Source organism: Mariniflexile soesokkakense (assembly GCF_039650365.1).
Classification (GTDB): domain Bacteria; phylum Bacteroidota; class Bacteroidia; order Flavobacteriales; family Flavobacteriaceae; genus Mariniflexile; species Mariniflexile soesokkakense.
Genome location: NZ_JAZHYP010000002.1, coordinates 268507 through 291995, shown reverse-complemented (window position 1 = coordinate 291995; position 23489 = coordinate 268507). Strand labels below are relative to the sequence as shown.

Below are 23489 nucleotides of genomic sequence, written 5' to 3'. Positions count from 1 at the left end.
ATATAAAGCATGAAAAATATCAAAATAATAAATCTGTTCATACTTTTAGGTACAGTGCTTTTATGTAGCTGTAGTACAGATTTTATTGAAGAAAAGAAAAATTATCAAAAAGTTGATGTTGAAATATTTCAATACGAATCTTTAGCTAAGAACTATGTAGATTATTTGTACAATTTGATGTTGCCCAATGGAAATGTAAACATGACTATGTGGTCAAAATCAGCAACTGATAATTCCGATGTTCCTGGGAATGGAAATGCAACTATTTTTACAAAAGCAACAGATGAGGTTGCGGGAGAAGTAGATATTAATAAAGTTTGGTCTGAAATATCACCTTTAAACAATAACTGCTTAAAATCATTAGGTCAACCAGTAAAAACTAATCCGCAAAATGATGCATATACAAGAATAAGGTATTGTAATTTATATCTTAATAACGTTGATAAATACACGGGGCTTGAAGAAGATTTTAAAAATCAATTAAAGGGGCAATTGTATTTTTGGCGTGCATGGCAGTATTTTGAATTGGTAAGATTATATGGTGGGATTCCTGTTGTTTTAGAAGAACTGCCATTAACGGCTGATGATCCAATAAATCAAACACCTAGAAGTTCCGCAGCTTCAGTTATAGATCAAATAGTTTCAGATTTAAACAAGTCGCAAACATCATTTCAAAACGCCAGACCATATACCGCAGAAGATGCAGGAAGAATAACGGCCGCAGCCGCAGCCGCTTTAAAAGGTCGTGTATTGCTAACTTGGGCAAGCCCGTTATTTAACAGAACAGACGACAAAGCGAGATGGCAACGTGCTTATGATGCGAATTTAGAGGCCTATAACGTTTGTTTGGCCGCAGGAAAGGGATTAGATGCAGACTGGCAAAACATGTGGTTTAAGGATAATGGAAAGGAATCTATTTTCGCTTTCGGGTTCAATAATTTTGCTGCAAATTCAGGAATGATTCTGAAAAACAATCATACTGAATATGAAACTCGTTCTAGAGTTCAAGGAGGTAATGCAAGTATAACTCCAACAAAGAACATTATGGATGCGTTTCCAATGAAAGATGGGGCCCCGTATAACCCAAATGGTAATCTTAGCCATTTTTATAGAAATAGAGACCCTCGTTTTTACCATACTTTTGCTTATAATGGTAGTATATGGCCTTATAAAGAGAGTACGAATTTTAAAAATTGGACTTACTATTGGTTTCCTTTCGTAGCAAATCCTAGTGGGCCGAAAATTGCAACAGATGCACCATTACACACAACTGGAATTTATTTAAGAAAGTTTGCTAATAATACGTCAACGAATACAAATTCATATAGAAACAACGGCGATGATTATATGGAAATACGTTTTGCTGAAGTAGTCCTTAATTTAGCTGAATCTGCTATAGGAGCCGATAAATTATCAGAAGGTAAAGGTTATATCAAATCTATTAGAGCTAGAGCAGGTGTTACAAATGGCGATGGAGATTATGGTTTAGCCAGCGTAACTACTAGAGACCAACATTTTGCAGCTGTAATTAATGAAAGAAAGGTAGAGTTTGCTTATGAAAATAAGCGCTTTCATGATTTAAGACGTTGGTTGCTGTATAATGATGATTTTGGTACCTGTACTAGATTAAATCAAACACCTATAGAAGGTTCTAGGAGACAAGGGTACTATACTTTTGCAAAGAGAGATGCATCTACATTTTACACAGGATTTGCAGATCCATTTAAAGGGAGTACCGCTCCTGTTATAAATAGGGATGCAACCACCTATCCTAGTGGAGTAACTACTTATGCAGAGTATGTGGATTACTTATATGATAACCATTTTGAGGTTGTTGTAAAAGATGATGTTGATGCTACAGGATATACTTTTAAATGGTATAACGAATATTATTTCTTTGGAATTTATCAAAATCTATTAGATACGGCACCGTATTTGCAACAAACACAAGGATGGGGAGGTTCATTTATTCCATACAACTAATTTGGAGTAATTAATTCACATTAATTATTTAAAATGAAAATACCTGTATTTGTTTTAAATACAGGTGTTTTTTTTAAAAACAAAAAACAATAATGAAAAAGAGTAATTTTATTTTATTTATTTTATGTCTTGCAGCAAGTAATACATATGCTCAATACCCTTCACTTACTGCAGAAGATAAAGCGAAAGAAGAATTTATTAAATCTGAAGCTTACAGGCTTTCCGACGAGGCTTGGGAAAAGGCTAAAATAATTGTTGATCAAGAAGAGAAAGAGGGGAAACCTTATTTGCCTTGGGCAGGAAGGCCTACCGATTTGCCACAAGCAGAAATACCTGCTTTCCCTGGTGCTGAAGGTGGAGGTATGTATACTTTTGGTGGTCGTGGAGGTAACGTTTACACCGTTACCAGCCTTGAAGATAGAGGCCCAGGGACCTTGCGTGAAGCATGCGAAAAAGGAGGAGCTAGAGTTATTGTTTTTAACGTAGCAGGTATTATCAGGCTTAAAACACCATTAATTATTCGGGCGCCTTATATAACAATAGCAGGTCAAACAGCACCAGGCGATGGTGTTTGTGTAGCAGGAGAATCGGTTTGGATAGATACGCACGATGTTATTATTCGGCACATGCGTTTTCGTAGAGGCGAAACGTTTGTAGGCAGAAGAGACGATGCTATTGGCGGAAACCCTGTTGGAAATATTATGCTAGATCATATTTCTGCAACATGGGGACTGGATGAAAATATGTCTATTTACAGACACATGTACAGCCCAGGTGCCGACTATAAAGATGAAAAAAAACCTACGGTCAATATCACTATTCAAAACAGCTTGTTTGGTGAAGCTTTAGATACTTATAATCATGCTTTTGGAAGCACTTTAGGTGGTGAAAACTGTGCCTTTATTAGAAATATGTGGGCGAATAATGCTGGCAGAAACCCATCTATTGGATGGAATGGTATTTTTAACTTTGTAAATAATATTGTATTTAATTGGAGTAATCGATCTGTAGATGGAGGCGATTATACAGCAACATATAACATTATAAACAACTACTTTAAGCCAGGTCCGGTTACTTCAATTAAAGATCCAATTGGTTATAGAATTCTAAAACCAGAAGCAGGAAGAAGTAAATTAGATCATATGGTTTTTGGTCGTGCTTATGTAGATGGTAACATTGTTGAAAATAATATAAAAGTAACCAATAATAATTGGGATGGTGGTGTACAGATAGAAGGGAAAAATGGAGAATTAATGACTTTTGATGAAGCAAAGCCTTATTTCCCCGCTATGAAAACCAACAAGCCATTTCCTATGCCATGGTTTAGGAATATCATAACAGCAGAAAAAGCTTATGATTTTGTGTTGAAAAACGCTGGGGCAACTCTTCCAATTAGAGATGCTGTAGATCAAAGAATTGCAAGAACTGTAAAAACAGGAAAGCCAGAATATGTTGAAGGGCTTGATCCAAACTCTTTTTATCAGTTTAAGCACAGACGTTTACCTGCCGATTCGTATAAAGACGGTATCATCACAGATATTGCCCAAGTAGGTGGTTATCCAGAGTATAAAGGAGTACCATACTTAGATACTGATAAAGACGGGATGCCTGATGTATGGGAAGTGAAATATGGTTTAAGCCCAAACGACGCATCCGATGCAAAAGGTGATTTAAATAAAGATGGGTACACAAATATTGAAGCATATATTAATGGCATCAATACGAAGAAGAAAATAGATTGGAAAGATTTAAGTAACAATAAAGAAACTTTAAATGATCCACTTTTAAAATAGGGTTCATTTAAAAAAAATAAAAATCATGTTAAGAAAATTATGTTTAAGTATTGTGCTTTTAGTCTTTGTAAATATTCAGGCACAACAACATTTAGATCCAGAATATATAAAAGTAACCAATGAGCGTGCTGCTAAAATTGTAGATGAATTGAAGTTGGAAAATCCTGAAAAAGAAAAGGTAGTTACCAACATTATTGCAGAACAATACCGTAATTTAAGTAAGCTTCAAGATGAAAGGGATGCAAAAATTGAAGCTTTAAAAAAGGGTGATTTATCAAAAGAAAAACAAGATTCTGAAATAGATAAATTGAAATCTAAAGCTGATAAATCAATCAGCAAATTACACAAATCTTATATAAAAAAATTAGAATCTCAGCTAAGCGAGAAACAAATTGAAGCAGTTAAAGATGGTATGACTTATGGTGTGCTACCTAAAACCTATGCCGCTTTTTTAGAAATGATACCAAGTTTAACTCAAGAACAAAAAGATTATATTTATAATAACCTAAAAGAAGCTAGAGAGTATGCTATAGATGGTGGTTCATCTAAAGAAAAACATGCGTGGTTCGGTAAATATAAAGGAAGAATCAATAACTACCTATCGGAACAAGGTTACGATTTAGAAAAAGAAAGAGACGGTTGGTATGAGCGTATCGAGGAACGCAAAAAAGCCGAATCCAAAGAATAAGTTACTGTTTAATTTTCCTGAAAATTAATTATTAAAATGAAAAACTTGAAATTTAGTCTAATCAAAAAAGTATTTGTAGCTACGGTATTTTTTACAATAGTACAACCAGTATTTGCACAATACCCAGATATTCCTGAAGCGCTTCAAGCCAAAACTGATGCTATTTTAGCTAAAGAGGAAGCAAGATTACAAGAAATTTGGGAGGCTAATTATAATATTATTGTTGAAGAATCAAAACTAGGACGTCCTTACATTCCTTGGGCTGAATATCCTGCAGATTTAATTAAAGCAGATATTCCAGCATTTCCAGGAGCCGAAGGCGGTGGTGCATTCACACCCGGTGGTCGAGGTGGAAAAATATTTGTAGTTACTAGTTTAGAAGATTCAGGTAAAGGAACTCTTAGAGAAGCTTGTGAAGCGGTTGGTGCGAGAACCATTGTATTTAACGTATCTGGAATTATTAAGTTAAAACTTCCAATTAGTGTTCGTGCGCCTTATATTACTATAGCAGGACAAACAGCACCCGGTGATGGTATTTGTATTGCAGGCGAATCTTTACTATTAGACACACACGATATTATCATTCGACACATGCGTTTTCGTAGAGGTGCTACCGATGTTACTCGACGAGATGATGCTTTGGGAGGTAATGTCATAGGCAATGTTATTATCGATCATTGTTCGGTAAGTTGGGGATTAGATGAAAATATTTCATTGTATAGGCACCAATTTCAAGCGAATGAAAAATCGAAATTAGAAAAGTTGCCAGCAGTAAATGTTACCATTCAAAACACTATATCTTCTGAAGGTTTAGATACATACAATCATGCTTTTGGTAGTACAATTGGCGGTTTAAACAGTATGTTTATTAGAAATTTATGGGCGAATAATATTTCTAGAAACCCTTCTATTGGTATGTATGGTAGTTTCAATTTTGTGAATAATGTGTTATTCAATTGGTGGAACCGCTCGCTAGATGGTGGTGATTACCGTTCTATGTTTAACATCATCAACAACTATTTCAAACCAGGACCTATTACACCAGAGGATAAACCTATTCGATATAGGATTTTAAAACCAGAATCAGGTTACATGGAACCAAAGACCTTTGGTAGAGCATACGTTTCAGGAAATTATGTAGATGGGGTTCCAAGTGTAACAGAGAATAACTGGAATGGTGGTGTGCAAATTGAAGACCGTTCATTTGAAGAAGCTAAAGAGTACTTAGAACTTATTAAACAAGACAAACCATTTGAAATGGCAAACCTTACCATAATGGATGCTAAACAGGCTTTTGATTTTGTTTTAAATAATGTAGGTGCAACACTGCCTAAACGAGATGCTGTTGATACTAGGGTAATTAATTACGTTAGAACAGGTAAAATCGAATATAAAGACGGGTTAGAAAATACTATTGGAAAGGAATTTGTGAAACGAAGATTACCTGCCGATTCGTATAAAAAAGGTATTATTACCAGTATTGATCAAGTTGGGGGTTATCCAGAATATAAAGGAAAACCTTATAAAGATTTTGATAATGATGGAATGTCTGATAAATGGGAAAAAGCCAATGGTTTAAATCCTAACGATGCTTCTGATGCCAATAAAGACTTGAACGGTGATGGTTACACCAATATTGAAAAGTATATTAATGGTATAGATCCAACACAAAAGGTGGATTGGACAAAATCTGAGAATAATAGCGATACGTTGGCGAAACTGCCAAATGGGCTATTGCAATAATTTCAAAAACAATAGTAATTGTTAAGACAATTTGAAGATGAATTTTATCTCCATCAAAAACATCGTGTTTCATCAAAAAGACAAATTGATTTTATCAAGTGTAGCCTTGTTCTTTATTGTGAATATTGGATTTTCCCAAAGCAAATTTCCAGATATTGTTAAGAATAAAAAAGGAGGTGTTGCGCATGTTGCCGATAGTTTAGGAAACCAAATTCCAGATTTTTCATATGCAGGATATATGGCGTCTGAAAAAGCCATTCCTTATGTTGATGCTAAAATTTTTGTACCCAATCAAACGAAAGATGCGACTCAAAAAATACAGGCTGCTATCGATTATGTGGGTAATTTAAAACCCAATTCGGCTGGTATTAGAGGTGCAGTGCTTTTGGATAAAGGCACTTTTAAAATAAGCGGTAGCTTATACATTAAAAGCTCTGGCGTCGTTTTAAGAGGAAGCGGAAACGCTGAAAACGAAACTATCCTTTTAGGAACAGGTATTGAACGTGAAGCTATTATCAGGGTTTTAGGAGTTGATAATAAAAAACATAAAGATACTTTAGATTTTAAAACACCTTTCACACCACTTGGAACCACTAAAATTCAGTTAAAGAATACATCCAAATTAAAAGTCTCAGATGAAATAATTATTCAAAAACCTTTAACCGATAAATGGATTAAGGCATTGGATATGGAAGAATTTGGAGGAGAAACAGGTTGGATTGGTTGGAAAACCAGAGACTGGGATATTACTTGGAATCGTGTTATCACCAATATAAACGGAAACGAAGTAACAATTAATGCCCCACTAACCATGGCTCTAGATGATAATTATGGCACTACAAGTGTCATCACTTATATATGGCAAGGTAGAATAGAAAATATTGGTATTGAAAACCTGGTAATGCAATCTACTTTTGATGCATCTAATTTAAAAGATGAATTACATCGTTGGTTGGGAATAAGCATGGAAAATGTAAGGAATGCATGGGTACGTCAAGTAAACTTTAAGCATTTTGCAGGTGGAGCTGTTTCAGTTTTAAAATCAGCGCAACAAATTACAGTTGAAGATTGTATGGCTTCTGAGCCCATTTCAGAAATTGCAGCGTTTAGGCGCCATACGTTTTATACTGAAGGACAACAAACTTTGTTTCAGCGTTGCTATTCAGAAAATGGCTATCACGATTTTGCAGTCGGTGGTTTTGGTACCACTGGACCAAATGCTTTTGTACAGTGCGAATCGTTTATGCCTTATAGCAATAGTGGTGCTATTGGTAGTTGGGCAACGGGGGTGTTGTTCGACGTGACTTATATAGATGGTGAAGCATTAAGTTATAATAACCGTGAGCAAGCGGGTAGAGGTGCAGGCTGGACAGCTGCTAATAGTGTTATTTGGGAAACTTCGGCATCAAAAATAGATTGTTACAGTCCGCCAACAGCTCAAAACTGGGCATTCGGCGTTTGGGGTGGTATTATGGTAGGAAATGGGCAATGGAAAGATGTAAACAATCATATTACCCCAAGAAGCTTATTTTATGCACAGTTAGAAAACAGATTAGAAAAGCTTCCTATGAACCCTTATGTGTTCGATACAGGTTCAGAGCCAACGTCAAGTCCTTCAGTTGAACAAGCACAAGAATTAACCAAAGGAGCGTTAAATCCTATCATTAGTTTGCCAGAATGGATTCAACAAGTATCAAAACAAAATATGATTCCTGTTAACACTTCAAAATTAAAATCGGTTGAAGATTTAAAACTGAATACATTCTGCGAAACTAGTGCTGAGCGGAGTCGAAGTGGCGAGAATAAAAACACGTCAAGGGTTGAAATAAACAATGGAAAATTAACCTTTAACGGAAAACTTTTAGTAGGACAGCAACGCAATGTGATGTGGTGGCGCGGTAGCCTGAGAGACCATGACGTTGAAAACGCCTCGGCACATATAACAAGGTTTGTTCCCGGGAGAATTGGTAAGGGGTTTACGGATAATTTAACTGAAGTTGTTACTGCTTTTAATAAGGATAATGTTGTTGCTTTAGAGCATAATTATGGACTTTGGTATGACCGCAGAATGGACGACCATGAACGAACCCGTAGAATTGATGCTGATGTATGGCCACCATTTTACGAGCAGCCTTTTGCCAGAACAGGTAAAGGATTGGCTTGGGACCATTTAAGCACATACGATTTAACAAAATACAACGATTGGTATTGGTATCGCTTGGCGCGTTTTGCAGATTTGGCAGAACCTAATGGTCAATTGTTGATTAACCAGCAATATTTTCAACATAACATTATTGAAGCTGGAGCACATTGGTCGAGTTCGCCTTGGCGTTCGGCAAATAATGTAAATGGGACGGAGTTTCCAGAGCCACCACCTTATGCTGGTGATAAGCGTATTTTTATGGCAGAACAGTTTTACGATATTTCAAATGAAACAAGAAAAAAACTGCATCAGCAATTCATTAGAAAATCATTAGAAAATTTTCAAGGGAATAGTAATGTCATTCAATTAACAAGTGCTGAATATACGGGGCCACTTCACTTTATGGAATTTTGGTTAGATGAAGGTCAAAAATGGAAAGATGAAACCGGTAAAAATGGCATCATTGGATTGAGCGCTACCAAAGATGTACAAGATGCTATTTTAAAAGATACCGAACGAGCTAAGACAGTCGATTTAATTGATATTCGTTATTGGCATTACAGAGAAGATGGAACAGCTTATGCGCCTGAAGGGGGTAAAAATTTAGCACCACGCCAACATGCTCGTAATATGAAGGTGGGCAAAGAAACCGAAGCGCAGGTTTACAGAGCGGTTCGCGAGTATCGTGAGGCATATCCAGAGAAGGTAATGCTGTATTCTACAAATGCATCACCCCGATTTGGGTGGGCAGTATTAATGGCAGGAGGTTCGTTGCCTAATGTTCCAAGTATAAATGTAGATGGTTTTTATGAGTCTTTATCAAAAATGAAAGCTAATTCCGATGAGAATTATAATAGTAAGTCGTGGTCATTACAAGATGAAGGGGAATCATATCTGTTTTATTTAAAAAACACAAAAACTGTAGAAGTAGATTTATCTTTCTTTAAAGGACAATTTGAAGTGTTTTGGATAGGTGCCGAAACAGGAACCATCATAGTCCAAAATAGTATTCAAGGAAAACAGAAACACAGTATTAGTGTGCCCAAATCAATAAAAGAAAACGTAGTAGTTTATATAAAAAAGAAGTAAAAAAGCAATGAAAAACCAACTAAATCATTTTAAAATTTTCAGTATAGTAGCAGTAGTTGCCATACTCATTTCGTGTAAAGAAACTAAAAAAGAAGAGGTAGAAGTTCAGCCAAAAGTAGGGGGTATGCAAAAACTGCAAGTTTCTAAAAACGGGCATTATTTTCAAACCGAAGATGGAAAACCTTTTTTTTGGTTAGGCGATACAGGCTGGTTGACTTTCAAAAAGTTAAACAGAGACGAGATTAAAACATACTTTGCTGATAGAAAGGAAAAAGGTTACAATGTTATCCAAATCATGACATTGCATTCGGAAGAAATGGCAAGCGTTTATGGTGATTCTGCTCTTGTAAATAAAGATGTATCAAAACCATTAATTACAGAAGGAAATAATTTTGAAAACTCTAATGAGTATGATTTTTGGGATCATGTAGATTATGCTTTAGACGTTGCCGAAGAAAATAATTTGTATTTGGGTATGGTGCCTATTTGGGGGACTTCTGTTAAGGCCGGAAAAGTAAATTTGGAACAGTCAAAAGCCTATGCAACCTTTTTAGGCGATAGATTTAAAAATAGAAAGAATATCATATGGCTGAACGGAGGAGATACTCCAGGTGAACAAAATAAGGAGATATGGAATGCCATAGGCGAAATTTTGCATTCCAAAAATCCAGATTGGTTAATCACATTTCATCCATTTGGTCGCACCGATTCTTCCGATAATTATCATAATGAAAACTGGTTGGATTTCAACATGTTTCAATCAGGACATAGAAGATACGACCAAGAAACCGAAGGCAGAATGTTTGCTCAAGATAATTATAGATTCATTCAAACAGATTTCAACTTAAAACCAACAAAGCCAACCTTAGATGGCGAACCTTCTTATGAAGGCATTCCACAAGGATTACATGACACCTTGCAGCCCTTATGGAATGATAACGATTTACGCCGTTATGCCTATTGGTCTGTTTTTGCAGGTGGAGCAGGCTTTACGTATGGGAATAATCACGTGATGCAAATGCACGAAAACCATACAAAACCAGAAGCTTACGGTAGTAAAAAATATTGGTTAGAAGCATTAAACGACCCAGGGGCAAAACAAATGGTTTATGTGAAAGATTTAATATTGAAATTTCCGTATTTCAATCGTATTCCAGATGAAAGTTTAGTAGCGAATCAAGGTAAAAAATACGATTATATTGCTGCAACACGGGGTGAAGATTATGCACTACTTTATACTTATAACGGAAGAACTATTTCTGTGAATATGGGTAAGCTAGAAGGTAGTGAGGTAAAAGCGACTTGGTACAATCCAAGGAATGGAGAGACTTTAGCAATAGGAACTATAAAAAATGAAGGGGTTCAAGGTTTTGACCCTCATGGAGAGCCAGAAGACGGCAACGATTGGGTATTGATTATAACTTCAAAATAAATTAAAAGGATATTATGAAAAAGACTTGTTTGTTAGTTTTTTTAAGTGTTTTAACATCATTTGTCTCTATAAGTTCAGCAACAAATGGTTGGTTGAATATTTTAAATGAAGGCGGAAATAATAAAGGCATTCTATGTACACAAGCCATTCAAAAAGCGATTGATAAGGCAGAGAAAAATGGCGGTGGCACTATTTATTTTCCTGCTGGTGAATATCTCACAGGTGCTATTAAATTGAAAAATAACATTACCATTCATATCGAATCTGGAGCTATTTTAAGATTTTCAACCAACTTCGATCATTATTTGCCTTTCGTTCAACTGCGTTGGGAGGGTACGGTAATGAACAGTTTTTCTCCCTTAATTCATGCTAGAGATGTAGAAAATGTGACTATAACAGGTCGGGGAACTATTGATGGACAAGGTGAAGCGTGGTGGAAAGAAATTTGGCGTATAGAATCTGCTAAAGAGAAACTGGAACTTACCAAGTACCAAAAAATGACGCAAGAAGCCAATGCCGATGTAATAACTTCACCTTATTATGAAAGAACCAGAAGTTATTTGTTTCATCGTCCGCCGTTATTCCAAGCGTTCAACTGTAAAAATGTGAGAATTGAAGGTGTTACTATTCAAAATTCACCGTTTTGGACCATTAATCCTGCCTTTTGTGATAATGTAACCATTGACGGTGTTACTATTTTCAATCCGTATTCACCAAACACCGATGGGATCAATCCAACCTCATGTAAAAACGTGCATATTTCAAACTGTCATATTAGTGTGGGCGATGATTGTATTACCATCAAATCGGGTCGTGATGCCGATGGAAGAAAATGGGCAACACCTACTGAAAATGTAACGATAACCAATTGTACCATGTTAAATGGTCATGGAGGTGTTGTGATTGGTAGTGAAATGTCTGGTGGTATAAAGAAAATTACCATTGCTAACTGTGTATTTGATGGCACCGATAGAGGTATCCGATTAAAAGCGGCTCGTGGTAGAGGTGGCGTGGTTGAAGAAATTCGTGTTTCTAATATTGTGATGAATAACATCAAACAGGAAGCCTTTATGCTAAATCTGTTTTACGACAAAAATACGGTGGAAGAACCTGTTACAGAGCGTACGCCTATTTTTAGAAACATCCATATTAGCAATGTTACTGGAACTAATATTAATACGGCGGGACGTGTTATAGGTATTCCGGAAATGCCAGTTTCTAATTTATCATTTTCAAATATTAATATGGATGCCAAAGAAGGTTTTTCAGTTCAAACGGCTACAGATGTGGAGTTTCATGATGTAAAAGTAAACACTACTATAGGTGCTTCATTCAAAATTGAAAACGTAAAAAATATTATTTTAGATAATGTTTCAACCCAAACACCTTTAAAAGATACACCTATTATAAAGTTAGATAACGTATCAAATGCTATGATAAATAATAATTTTCCTATGTATAAAATGAATGTTTTTTTAGAAGCAAATGGTGCTGAAACTAAAGCTGTTTTCTTAAAAAACAATGTTTTTGAAAACGTGGAAACAGTATTGAAAAAAGGAAGCGACTTGAAACACCCAATCAACGTAGAATAATGAAAAACGTACTGGTATTAATTCTTTTAGTCAGTTTATTTAATTGTGCTTCAAAAAATGAGGCTTATATTTTTACGTCTTTTAGAGAGCCCGCTACCGAAGGTTTGTATTTGGCTTATAGTAATGATGGATACCACTGGGAAGATTTAAAGGGCCCTTATCTAAAACCTAAAGCTGGTGCTAGTAAAATTATGCGCGACCCTTCCATTGTAAAAGGAAAAGATGATACGTATCACATGGTTTGGACTACCGATTGGAAAGGTGGTAACGGTTTTGGTTATTCAAGTTCTAAAGATTTAATAAACTGGAGTGAACAACAATACATTCCAGTAATGAAACACGAACCAAGTGTGGTTAATGTATGGGCACCCGAAATTTTTTATGATGATGAAGCAGACCAATATATTATTATTTGGGCATCAACCATTCCATTTCGCTTTGAAAAAGGGATTGAAGAAGAAGAAAATAACCACCGTATGTATTATGTAACAACGAAAGATTTTAAAACGTTTTCAGACACGAAATTGTTTTTAGACCCAGATTTTAGTGTGATTGATTGTGTGATTGTAAAGCGAGGAAAAAGCGATTATGTATTAGTGATAAAAGACAATACAAGACCGATGCGAAATCTTAAAGTTGGCTTTGGAACATCACCTCTAGGACCTTTTGAAAATATTTCAGAACCTTATACAGCATTTAAATCGGAAGGGCCAACCGTATTAAAAGTAAATGGTAAATGGCTGATTTACTATGATAATTACGGCGATATGAACTATAAAGCAGTCCGAACTTCAGATTTTAAAACTTTTGAAGATGCAACTGCTGAAATAAAACTTCCTGAAGGACATAAGCATGGCACCATTAGTACCATTTCTAAAAAAGTTTTACAGGGTTTAATAGAAAAAAGTAAAGAAAAATAATGATGGAATTTAAAAAGGTAAAACAGTATCTAGTGACATGCGTTTTTGTTTTAGCGGTTTGTATTTCTACAGATGCACAGCAAGACACGATTAAATATGTTGGTAAAACACTATCAAACATCGATTACCATCACGGGCAATTAAGTCCTGCTGTTGGGGTTCATGCCACTCAAATAATGCGTGCTAGTAGAGAACATCCTGAAAAATCGGATGGTTTTGGGTGGACGTATAACCACGCACCCAATATTGCTTATTGGAACAATACTTTTTTTGTTCAATACTTAAGCGATCCTGTAGGGGAACACATTCCTCCTAGTCAATCGTTTTTACAAACTTCAAAAGATGGTGGTAACTGGAGTTTTCCTGAAGTTGTCTTCCCTATGTACAATATTCCAGATGGTTATGTTAAGGAAGGTGTGAATGCGGTTGCAAAAAATTTAAAAGCAGTGATGCACCAACGTATGGGGTTCTTTACATCGTCTGATAACCGATTTTTCACCTTAGCTTATTATGGTATTGTTATGGAACCACATGACGACCCGAATGACGGTAAAGGTATTGGTCGTGTGATTCGGGAAATTTATAAAGATGGCAGTTTAGGTCCTATATATTTTATCCGATATAATAAAACATGGGACACTTCAAAATCTGCGTATCCGTTTTATACAAAAAGCAAAGATAAAGGTTTTAAAAAAGCATGTGAAGAATTATTGGCAACGCCTTTAATGATGCAACAATGGGTTGAAGAAGCCGATAGAGACGACCCATTAATTCCACTTAAAAAGGAATACAAAGCTTTTAGTTACTACCACATTCCAGACGGTCGCGTGGTGGGCTTATGGAAACATGCCTTAACGTCCATGAGTGACGATAATGGTAAAACATGGCAATATGATGCGCTTAGAGCACCTGGTTTTGTGAACAGTAATGCGAAAATTTGGGGACAAAAGACTTCTGATAATCGTTATGCAACGGTTTATAATCCATCGGAATTTCGTTGGCCTTTAGCCATTTCAACCAGTGATGACGGCTTAAATTATTCCGATTTATTATTGGTTCATGGTGAAATTTCCCGTTTACGTTATGGTGGTGCCTATAAATCGCACGGGCCACAATATGTGCGTGGTATTGTAGAAGGAAACGGTACGCCTCCAGATGGAAAAATATGGTTAACGTATAGTATGAACAAGGAAGATATGTGGGTGGCTTCAGTACCAGTTCCAGTAACAAGTACTGTTGATAAAGACGCAAACGATGTTTTTAGCAAGCTTTCAAACGGCGAAGAATTAAATCTTTGGAACACATACAATTTATCTTGGGGCTCCGCAAAAATCGAAAAAAAGGATAGTGAAAAATGGCTAACCTTACGCGATCAAGACCCTTTTGATTATCCACGTGTGGAGCGTGTTATTCCGTTTGCCGAAAAAATGGAAGCCTCTTTTACCGTAAAACCAGAACAAAACAATCACGGTTTATTACAAGTTGAATTGCAAAATAGGCAAGGCATGCCAGCGATTCGATTTATTTTTGATACCGATGGTTATTTGAAGCACAAAGCAGGCTACCGTTTAAGAAACATCACAACTTACGAGACAGGAAAAGAATATACAATCCATGTATCTTTAGATGCGTTGTCACGTTCTTACACTGTTTCTGTTAATAACAGCGAACCAACACGTGGCATCTTTTTTCAACCCGTAGAAGGCATTTCGCGTATTATGTTCCGTACAGGCGAACAGCGTTATTATCCAAATCCAGATACACCTGTTGATACACCCGATTATGATGATGTACCATATACAGGCGTTAGTATTCCAGAAGCGGTATTTAATATTAAATCATTAGTGACTAAAAAGCAATAATTTGAAATTTTTAAAAAGCATATCCTTTTTCATTTTTTTATTCATTGGATTCATTTCCAACGGACAAACAGCAGTTGCGAAATTAACTTGTGATTTAGCTGAAAATCCTTTGGCTGTAGTTAATAAACAACCAAGATTGGGTTGGCAATTGGCATCTGAAAAATCGAATGTTTCCCAAAAAGCGTATCAAATTCTAGTGGCTTCTTCAGTTGAAAAAATTGATAAAAATGAAGGTGATATTTGGGATAGTGGCAAAGTAATATCAAACCAAAGTCAGTTTGTTAATTATAAAGGAAGTGTTTTAAAAGCCGAAACCAAATATTTCTGGAAAGTAAAAATTTGGAATCAAGACAATCAAGAATCAAATTTTAGTGAATCTGCATTTTTTAGAATAGCACCTTTAGCTTCAGAATTAAATCCAACATGGATTGGTGCTATTACAAAAGTAAATAGCCATTTGCCCGAAGGTAGAAACTATCATACAGCAACGTTCAAAAGAGCTAAAAAAGATTCCATTATCAATGCCTCTGATTCTTTATCTCGGCAAAGTATTATGCTTCGTAAACCGTTTTCAATTTCAAAGGAGATTAAAGAAGCAATTGTTTATGTGTCTGGTTTAGGACATTACGAATTATCCATAAATGGAAAGAAAATAGGCAACAGTGAATTTGCGCCTTTATGGACCGATTACGATAAATCGGTTAATTTCAATACCTATGAATTAACTTCAGAAGATTTACAGCAAGGAGAAAACACCATTGGTGTGCTTTTAGGCAACGGGATGTATAATACCTTGCAGGAGCGTTACACCAAATTTTTTATAAGTTTTGGTCCACCAACGTTGTTTTTTAAAATGAAAATTATTTATGATGATGGTTCAGAAGATGTTGTGAGTTCTGATGGTAGTTGGAAATACCACGAAAGTCCCATTACATATAACGGTATGTTTGGCGGTGAAGATTACGATGCCAATTTAGAGCAGTCGGGTTGGAATACATCGAATTTTAATAATACTCGTTGGAAAAAAGTAGTAGTTCAAGAAGCTCCAAAAGGTGCATTAAAAGCCCAAACAGCACCACCAGTAACCATTCAAAAAAAGTATGCTGTAAAAGAAGTTAATGAAATTAAGCCAAATACCTATGTATTTAATATGGGGCAAAACCTATCGGGATTTCCAACCATAAAAGTAAAAGGTAAGAAAGGGCAAATAGTCCAAATTTGGGTGGGTGAAGGTTTGCAAGACGATGGCACGATTAGTCAAGGTCGTTCAGGGAAGCCCTATTATTTTCAATACACATTAAAAGGCGAAGGGATTGAAGAGTGGCAGCCAAAATTCAGTTATTATGGGTATCAATACATTCAAATTGAGAACATAAATTATCTTCAAACAACCCATGAAGATTTACCAACACTTCTAGATATCAAATCCAATTTTATTTATAATGCAGCTGGCGAAGCGGGAACTTTTGAATGTTCTAACGAAATTTTCAACAAAGCCCACGAACTGATTAACAACGCCATAAAAAGTAATTTTCAAGCGGTGCTGACCGATTGCCCGCATCGTGAAAAATTAGGTTGGTTAGAAGAAGCGCATCTTAATGGACCAGGTTTGATTTTTAACTATAATTTACAAACGTACATTCCCAGTATCATGCAAAATATTGCCGATGCGCAACGCGAAAATGGCATGATTCCAACCATCGCGCCAGAATATGTCGTGTTTGGTGGCGATTTTACCGATTCTCCAGAATGGGGAGTTACAGGTGTTATTTTACCTTGGATGTATTACGAATATTATGGAGACGATTCTTTAATTAGAGTATATTATCCAGTTATGAAACGTTATGTTGATTACCTAACTTCTAAATCTGAAGATTATATCCTTAATTACGGATTGGGCGATTGGTACGATTACGGTGAACATGCTGCTGGATATTCAAAAAATAGTCCCATTGCCCTTTCTGCTACTAGTCATTATTATTATGCTGCTAAATTATTCGCAAAAGCGGCGAATCATTTAAATAAAACAGAAGATATTTCAAAGTACGAAACTTTAGCATATCATATTAAGGAGGCATACAATAAGGAGTTTTTCAACAAAGAAACCAAACAATACGGTACAGGAAGTCAGTTTAGTAATGCGGTTTCTGTGTTTATGGATATTGTAGAACCGCAATATAAAGAAGCCGCTATGGCTAATTTGATAGCTGATATAAAAAATAGAGGTTATAGATTAACAACAGGCGATGTGGGGAATCGTTACCTATTTCAAGCCTTGGCAAGAGACAATGAAAACGAAACCATGTATAAAATGAATAACCATTACGATACACCGGGTTACGGTTTTCAAATTAAATTTGGGTTAACCACATTAACAGAACAGTGGGATCCACGAAAAGGAAACTCATGGAACCATTTTATGATGGGACAAATTGAGGAATGGTTTTACAGAAGTTTAGCTGGTATTGTTCCTGATGAAGCATATCCGGGATTCAAGCATTTTTTCATTCAACCGGAAATGGTGGGCGATATGACTTTTGTAAAAGCGAGTTACAAGTCGGTTTATGGAATGATAGTTTCAGAATGGAAAAAAGAAGACGAAACGTTCACTTTAAATATTGAAATTCCAGCAAACACAACCGCAACCGTAAAATTACCAGTTTCTAAAAACAGTAAAATGTTAGTAAATGGTAAAAAATTCAAAAAAAATAATTTCAATCAAGCTGAAGGAAAATCATTTGTTAGTCTAGGTTCTGGGGTTTATAAAATAGAATGTTCATTATGAAAAACAGCAGACATATTGGGAACATTCAAATACAACTAATTAGTTTATTGGTTGTGTTTTCCATGTTGAAAATACCCGCTCAAACTTCCGATACTAATTTTAGAACTCCAGTAATTGAGACGATTAAAAAGATAGAATCTATTTTTAATGTAACCATAAATTATAACGAAAAATTACTCCTTGATAAAAACTTAGATTATGCCGATTGGAAAATTGAACCCGATAATTTAGAAGTGTCTTTAGCCAATGTTTTAGTGCCTTTTAATTTAACAACGTTTAAAGAAGCAGATGGAACTTATGAGGTGAGAGAATTCCAACACCATAGAGTATCTGTTCCTAAAAGTAAAGACCGTTTAACTTTTTTGTCGAGTCTTTACAGTGATAAAGAAACTTGGGATTCAAGAAAAGCAGAACTGAAAAGCTGTATGATTGCCGCTTTTGGAATTGATAAAGCACCGAAGAAGCCTAATTCTAAACCCATTTTAACCAAAAAACGAAAATATAAAGGGTATAGTGTTGAAAATATTGGATTGGAAATTTTACCAGGTGTTTATACAACAGGCTCAATCTACAAACCCTATCCATTAAATAAAAAATCAGCGATTATTATCACGCCAAACGGACATTTTGGTGATGGTCGTTACCGAAAAGACGAACAATTACGTTGCGCTATGCTCGCTAAAATGGGAGCAATAGTAGTAAGTTTCGATTTGTTTGCTTGGGGTGAATCGCAATTGCAGTTTCCATCAACAACACATAGAAACAGCATCGCTTCTACCATACAGTTATTAACTGGCATGCGTTTGTTGGATTATGTGTCGACCCTAAAATATGCCGATGCTTCTCGTGTAGGCGTTACAGGCGGTTCGGGCGGTGGTTCGCACACCATGTTTTTAGCAGCCTTGGATGATAGGATTACGGTTTCTGTTCCTGTGGTTATGGTATCGGCAAATCATGCTGGTGGTTGTCCGTGCGAAAGTGGACGAGGGATACATGTGTGTGGTAATGGCACCAACAATGCCGAAGTAGCAGCTATGGCTGCCCCAAAACCGCAACTTATTATTTCTGACGGGAAAGATTGGACAAGTAACGTTCCCAATTTAGAATTTCCTTTCATTAAAAAAACGTATAGTTTCTATGAAAAAAAAGAGTTGGTTGAAAATGCTCATTTTGCAGAAGAAGGACATGATTATGGACTTTCAAAACGACTGGCTATGTATCCTTTTATGGCTAAGTATTTAGGATTAAATTTAGATAACGTAAAAAATGAGAAGGGCAATATTGATGAATCAACCTGCATTATCGAACCTTACGAAAAGTTATTTGTTTTTGGTAATAAAGAAGAAAATTTACCAACCAATGTTTTAAAAGATATTGATAAATTATATGAACTATTTGGAGAAGAAAACCATAAAGTATATGAAGTTAAAAAGTAAAAGTACCACGTTTTTTTATTGTTTAGTAATCCTTTTTGGAATACAAAATGTGTGTGCTCAAGAACTAAAACTTTGGTATGACGAGCCCGCGGAAATCTGGAATGAAGCCTTACCATTAGGCAACGGCCGTTTAGGTGCGATGGTTTTTGGCGACCCCGCAGTAGAGCGTTTACAATTAAATGAAGAAACCATTTGGGCAGGTTCACCAAATAGTAATGCACATGATAAAGCTTTAAAGGCATTACCTACAGTACGTCAACTTATTTTTGATGGTAAATACGCTGAAGCCCAAGAGTTGGCTACAACCGATATTCGTTCGCAAACCAATAATGGGATGCCATATCAAACATTTGGAAGTGTGTACATGTCATTTCCAGGACATCAAAATTACACCAATTATTATCGCGATTTAGATATTGAAAATGCAACTGCAAAAGTGCAATATACTGTTAATGGTATAGAATTTACCCGTGAAGTTTTAACCGCATTTTCGGATGAAGTGATTATAGTAAGACTATCAGCAAACAAGCCCAATGCTATTACTTGTAATGTGTTTATGAATAGTCCGTTTGATAAAACGCTAACCAAAACGGAAGATAATCAGGTATCGCTTTCAGGAGAAACGAGTACTGTGGAAGGCCAAAGAGGACGCATTAAGTTTCAAGGAAGATTGCAAGCGAAAAACAAAGGAGGTGCGATTTCAGTTAGCAATGGCATCATCAGTATCGATAAAGCTGATGAAGTTACACTTTACATTTCAATAGCTACCAATTTCAAAAACTATAAAGAACTTACTGAAGATGAAGTTTCAAAAAGCAAATCATATTTAGATAAAGCCTTTACAAAAACGTTTGATGAAATTAAAATAGCTCATTTAAATTATTACCAAAAATTCTTCAATCGTGTGTCATTAGATTTGGGAATTACCGAAGTAGCCAAAGAAACCACAGATGAGCGTATTAAAAAATTTGATAGTCAATTCGATCCACAGTTAGCGTCTTTATATTTTCAGTTTGGAAGGTATTTATTGATTTCTTGTTCACAACCGGGAGGGCAACCCGCTAATCTACAAGGTATTTGGAACGATATGTTGTTTCCACCATGGGAAAGCAAGTACACCATGAATATTAATGCCGAAATGAACTATTGGCCAGCAGAATTAACAAATCTTTCCGAAATGCACGAACCGTTTATTCAAATGGTAAAAGAGGTTGCCGAAACAGGAAAAGAAACCGCTAAAATAATGTACGATGCCGATGGTTGGGTGCTACACCACAATACCGATATCTGGCGAATTACTGGTCCGATAGATAATGCAGCATCGGGCATGTGGCCAACCGGCGGCGCTTGGGTTTGTCAAGATTTATGGGAACGCTATTTATATACTGGCGATAAAAATTATTTAAAAGAGATTTATCCTATTATGAGAGGTGCGGCGACTTTCTTTTTGGATTTTATGGTAAAAGACCCAAATTCGGGGTATCTAGTGGTTGTGCCATCAAATTCTCCAGAAAACACCCATGCTGGCGAAGATGGAAAATCAACCATAGCTGCAGGAACGACCATGGATAATCAATTGGTTTTCGATTTGTTTACGAATGTGATAAGAGCCACAAAAATAGTATCCGAAGATGAAGCTTTTTCAAATGAATTGAAAGAAACGTTATCAAAGATGGCACCTATGCAAATAGGTAAACATGGACAGTTACAAGAATGGTTAATAGATTGGGACGATCCAAAAGACGATCACCGTCACGTATCGCATTTGTACGGATTGTTTCCAAGCAATCAAATTTCACCCTTTAAAACACCCGAGCTTTTTGAAGCAGCCAAAACATCATTAAAGTATAGAGGTGACGAATCTACGGGTTGGTCTATGGGCTGGAAAGTTAATTTATGGGCACGTTTGTTAGATGGTAATCATGCTTATAAATTACTAAAAGACCAGTTGCATTTAGTCACTGCCGACCAACGTAAGGGTGGAGGAACGTACCCAAATATGCTCGATGCACATCAACCGTTTCAAATAGATGGAAATTTTGGTTGTACTGCTGGTATCGCCGAAATGTTGATGCAAAGTCATGAAGGTGCCATTCATCTATTACCAGCATTACCAAGTGTTTGGAAAGATGGTGAAATTAAAGGACTTGTTTCTAGAGGTGGTTATGAAATTGATATGGTTTGGAAAAACAATAAAGTGTCAGAATTGAAAATTCAACCAACCATAAATGGTAATTGCCGATTGCGAAGTGAAACACCATTAAAAGGTGCAGGTCTTAAGAAAGCAAAAGGTAAAAATCCAAATCCGTTGTTTTATGATGTGGAAGTTAAGAAACCCATCATTTCAGAACATGCAAAAATAGAGCAGGTTAAACTTCTTAAATATTACGAGTACGACGTCAATATGAAAGCAGGAAAAACGTATACATTTTACACTAAATAAATTTTTAGAACCCGTTAAAAATGAATTTTAAAATAAACCATATCAAGTTAATTTTAGTACTATTTACAGCTGTTTTAAGCAGTTGTAAATCGTATGTGTCCGCACAAAAATCAGCAGCTGTTTTAAAGGTAGATAACTTCAAACATTATGCAGATTATTTCAACAAGATGGAAGATGAGAATATTGCTAAAGCTATTCCTAATGATAGTGCTTGGTTTTGGATGAAAAGCAACATCCCATTGTTTGAATGTCCGCAACAAAATTTTGAGGAAATCTATTATTTCCGTTGGTGGAGTTTACGAAAACACATTACCAACACACCGCAAGGTTATGCGATTACCGAGTTTTTGGTAAACCGTTCGTATGCTGATAAATACAATTTAATAGCCTGTGCATTAGGGCACCATATTTATGAGTTTAGATGGGCGCATAATCCGGAATTTATCGAGCAAAACGTGAAATTATGGTATAGAGGAAATGAAGGAAAACGCATGAAAAAACTCATGACTTTTAGTAGTTGGACTGCCGATGCACTTTACAATCGCTATTTAGTAAACAAAGACGAGCAATTCCTTTTGGATATGTATCCCGATTTGGTAGATGAATACGCGCAATGGGAAAAAGATAGAGGTAGAGACGATGGTTTATTTTGGCAAATTGATGTAAAAGACGGCATGGAAGAATCGCTAAGCGGTGGACGCCATGTACAAAATGTACGGCCAACCATTAACAGTTATATGTTCGGGAATGCCGAAGCCTTAACTAAAATAGCAGCTATAAAAGGAGATAAAAAGCAAGTGGCTAATTTTAGTAATAAGGCTTCAAAGCTAAAAAACTTAGTAGAAACTAGATTATGGAATACAGATGATTTGTTTTTTGAAACCTTAACTGAAAAAGACACATCATCAAATGTGCGTGAAGCCATAGGTTTTATTCCTTGGTATTTCAATCTTCCAGAAGAAAATAAAGGTTTTGAAAAAGCTTGGGAGCAAGTAAAAGATGAAGGAGGTTTTTCGGCACCTTTCGGATTAACAACTGCCGAACGTAGAAGTCCTCGATTTAGAAGTCACGGCACAGGAACTTGCGAATGGGATGGTGCTGTTTGGCCATTTGCTACGTCGCAAACATTAACTGCTATGGCAAACGTGTTGAATAATTATAATCAAGATGTAGTTTCTGATGATGATTATTTTAAACAAATGAACTTATATGTTGAGTCGCAATATTATCGTGGACGCCCATATATTGGCGAGTATTTAGATGAAACAACAGGCTATTGGTTAATGGGCGATAGAGAACGCAGTCGCTATTACAATCATTCTACCTTCAACGATTTGATGATTACAGGTTTAATAGGTTTACGCCCAAGAGCCGATGATAAAATTGATGTCAATCCATTAATTCCACAAGATAAATGGGATTGGTTTTGTTTAGATAATGTATTGTACCATGGCGATATTATTACGATTCTTTGGGACAAAACAGGAAAAAAATATAACAAAGGAAAAGGGTTTAAAATTTTTAGAAATGGTAAAGAAATTGCAGCTTCTGAAAAAATTGAAAGACTCATTTCAAAATAA

The 23489-nt window shown here is 35.9% G+C and carries 13 protein-coding genes; all 13 read left to right on the top strand.

Features of this window, described 5'->3' with window-relative positions:
• Positions 1-9: 9 nt before the first annotated feature.
• The 13 genes from VP395_RS05305 (at position 10) to VP395_RS05245 (ending at position 23489) form a co-directional block, all read left to right on the top strand.
• Complete coding sequence (locus tag VP395_RS05305) at positions 10-1983, top strand: RagB/SusD family nutrient uptake outer membrane protein (protein ID WP_346240703.1); 1974 nt, start codon at positions 10-12, stop codon at positions 1981-1983.
• Positions 1984-2075: 92 nt separating this feature from the next.
• Positions 2076-3776, top strand: a complete 1701-nt coding sequence (locus VP395_RS05300; protein ID WP_346240702.1) for a pectate lyase family protein — start codon at positions 2076-2078, stop codon at positions 3774-3776.
• A gap of 25 nt (positions 3777-3801) precedes the next feature.
• Positions 3802-4464 carry a DUF3826 domain-containing protein gene (locus tag VP395_RS05295; RefSeq protein ID WP_346240701.1) on the top strand — a complete coding sequence of 221 codons (663 nt, stop codon included), beginning with the start codon at positions 3802-3804 and terminating at the stop codon, positions 4462-4464.
• Between the two features lie 36 nt (positions 4465-4500).
• Positions 4501-6207, top strand: coding sequence for a polysaccharide lyase (locus VP395_RS05290; RefSeq protein ID WP_346240700.1), 1707 nt, complete (start codon positions 4501-4503; stop codon positions 6205-6207).
• A gap of 37 nt (positions 6208-6244) precedes the next feature.
• Positions 6245-9439 (top strand): DUF6298 domain-containing protein, encoded by a 3195-nt coding sequence (locus VP395_RS05285; protein ID WP_346240699.1) that lies wholly within the window; start codon positions 6245-6247, stop codon positions 9437-9439.
• 7 nt (positions 9440-9446) lie between these two features.
• Complete coding sequence (locus tag VP395_RS05280; protein WP_346240698.1) at positions 9447-10871, top strand: glycoside hydrolase family 140 protein; 1425 nt, start codon at positions 9447-9449, stop codon at positions 10869-10871.
• A 14-nt stretch (positions 10872-10885) separates the two neighbouring features.
• Entirely contained in the window at positions 10886-12463 is a 1578-nt protein-coding gene (locus tag VP395_RS05275) for a glycoside hydrolase family 28 protein (RefSeq protein ID WP_346240697.1), read from the top strand.
• Positions 12463-13383 carry a glycoside hydrolase family 43 protein gene (locus VP395_RS05270; protein WP_346240696.1) on the top strand — a complete coding sequence of 307 codons (921 nt, stop codon included), beginning with the start codon at positions 12463-12465 and terminating at the stop codon, positions 13381-13383. The genes VP395_RS05275 and VP395_RS05270 overlap by 1 nt, the downstream gene beginning before the upstream one ends.
• 32 nt (positions 13384-13415) lie before the next feature.
• Positions 13416-15245 carry a six-hairpin glycosidase gene (locus tag VP395_RS05265; protein ID WP_346240695.1) on the top strand — a complete coding sequence of 610 codons (1830 nt, stop codon included), beginning with the start codon at positions 13416-13418 and terminating at the stop codon, positions 15243-15245.
• Position 15246: 1 nt separating this feature from the next.
• The gene (locus VP395_RS05260; protein ID WP_346240694.1) at positions 15247-18030 is read left to right on the top strand and encodes a glycoside hydrolase family 78 protein; all 2784 of its coding nucleotides are present in this window, start codon (positions 15247-15249) and stop codon (positions 18028-18030) included.
• Positions 18027-19466, top strand: a complete 1440-nt coding sequence (locus VP395_RS05255) for an alpha/beta hydrolase (protein ID WP_346240693.1) — start codon at positions 18027-18029, stop codon at positions 19464-19466. The genes VP395_RS05260 and VP395_RS05255 overlap by 4 nt, the downstream gene beginning before the upstream one ends.
• Entirely contained in the window at positions 19450-21909 is a 2460-nt protein-coding gene (locus VP395_RS05250) for a glycoside hydrolase family 95 protein (RefSeq protein ID WP_346240692.1), read from the top strand. The genes VP395_RS05255 and VP395_RS05250 overlap by 17 nt, the downstream gene beginning before the upstream one ends.
• A gap of 20 nt (positions 21910-21929) precedes the next feature.
• On the top strand, positions 21930-23489 hold the full coding sequence (locus VP395_RS05245) for an MGH1-like glycoside hydrolase domain-containing protein (RefSeq protein WP_346240691.1): 1560 nt from the start codon (positions 21930-21932) through the stop codon (positions 23487-23489).

What these genes read in the sequence shown, in the direction of transcription:
- VP395_RS05285 (WP_346240699.1), top strand. Translation starts at nt 6,245, where the DNA reads ATGAATTTTATCTCCATCAAAAACATCGTGTTTCATCAAAAAGACAAA.
- VP395_RS05270 (WP_346240696.1), top strand. Translation starts at nt 12,463, where the DNA reads ATGAAAAACGTACTGGTATTAATTCTTTTAGTCAGTTTATTTAATTGT.
- VP395_RS05275 (WP_346240697.1), top strand. Translation starts at nt 10,886, where the DNA reads ATGAAAAAGACTTGTTTGTTAGTTTTTTTAAGTGTTTTAACATCATTT.
- VP395_RS05245 (WP_346240691.1), top strand. Translation starts at nt 21,930, where the DNA reads ATGAATTTTAAAATAAACCATATCAAGTTAATTTTAGTACTATTTACA.
- VP395_RS05305 (WP_346240703.1), top strand. Translation starts at nt 10, where the DNA reads ATGAAAAATATCAAAATAATAAATCTGTTCATACTTTTAGGTACAGTG.
- VP395_RS05295 (WP_346240701.1), top strand. Translation starts at nt 3,802, where the DNA reads ATGTTAAGAAAATTATGTTTAAGTATTGTGCTTTTAGTCTTTGTAAAT.
- VP395_RS05280 (WP_346240698.1), top strand. Translation starts at nt 9,447, where the DNA reads ATGAAAAACCAACTAAATCATTTTAAAATTTTCAGTATAGTAGCAGTA.
- VP395_RS05250 (WP_346240692.1), top strand. Translation starts at nt 19,450, where the DNA reads ATGAAGTTAAAAAGTAAAAGTACCACGTTTTTTTATTGTTTAGTAATC.
- VP395_RS05300 (WP_346240702.1), top strand. Translation starts at nt 2,076, where the DNA reads ATGAAAAAGAGTAATTTTATTTTATTTATTTTATGTCTTGCAGCAAGT.
- VP395_RS05255 (WP_346240693.1), top strand. Translation starts at nt 18,027, where the DNA reads ATGAAAAACAGCAGACATATTGGGAACATTCAAATACAACTAATTAGT.
- VP395_RS05290 (WP_346240700.1), top strand. Translation starts at nt 4,501, where the DNA reads ATGAAAAACTTGAAATTTAGTCTAATCAAAAAAGTATTTGTAGCTACG.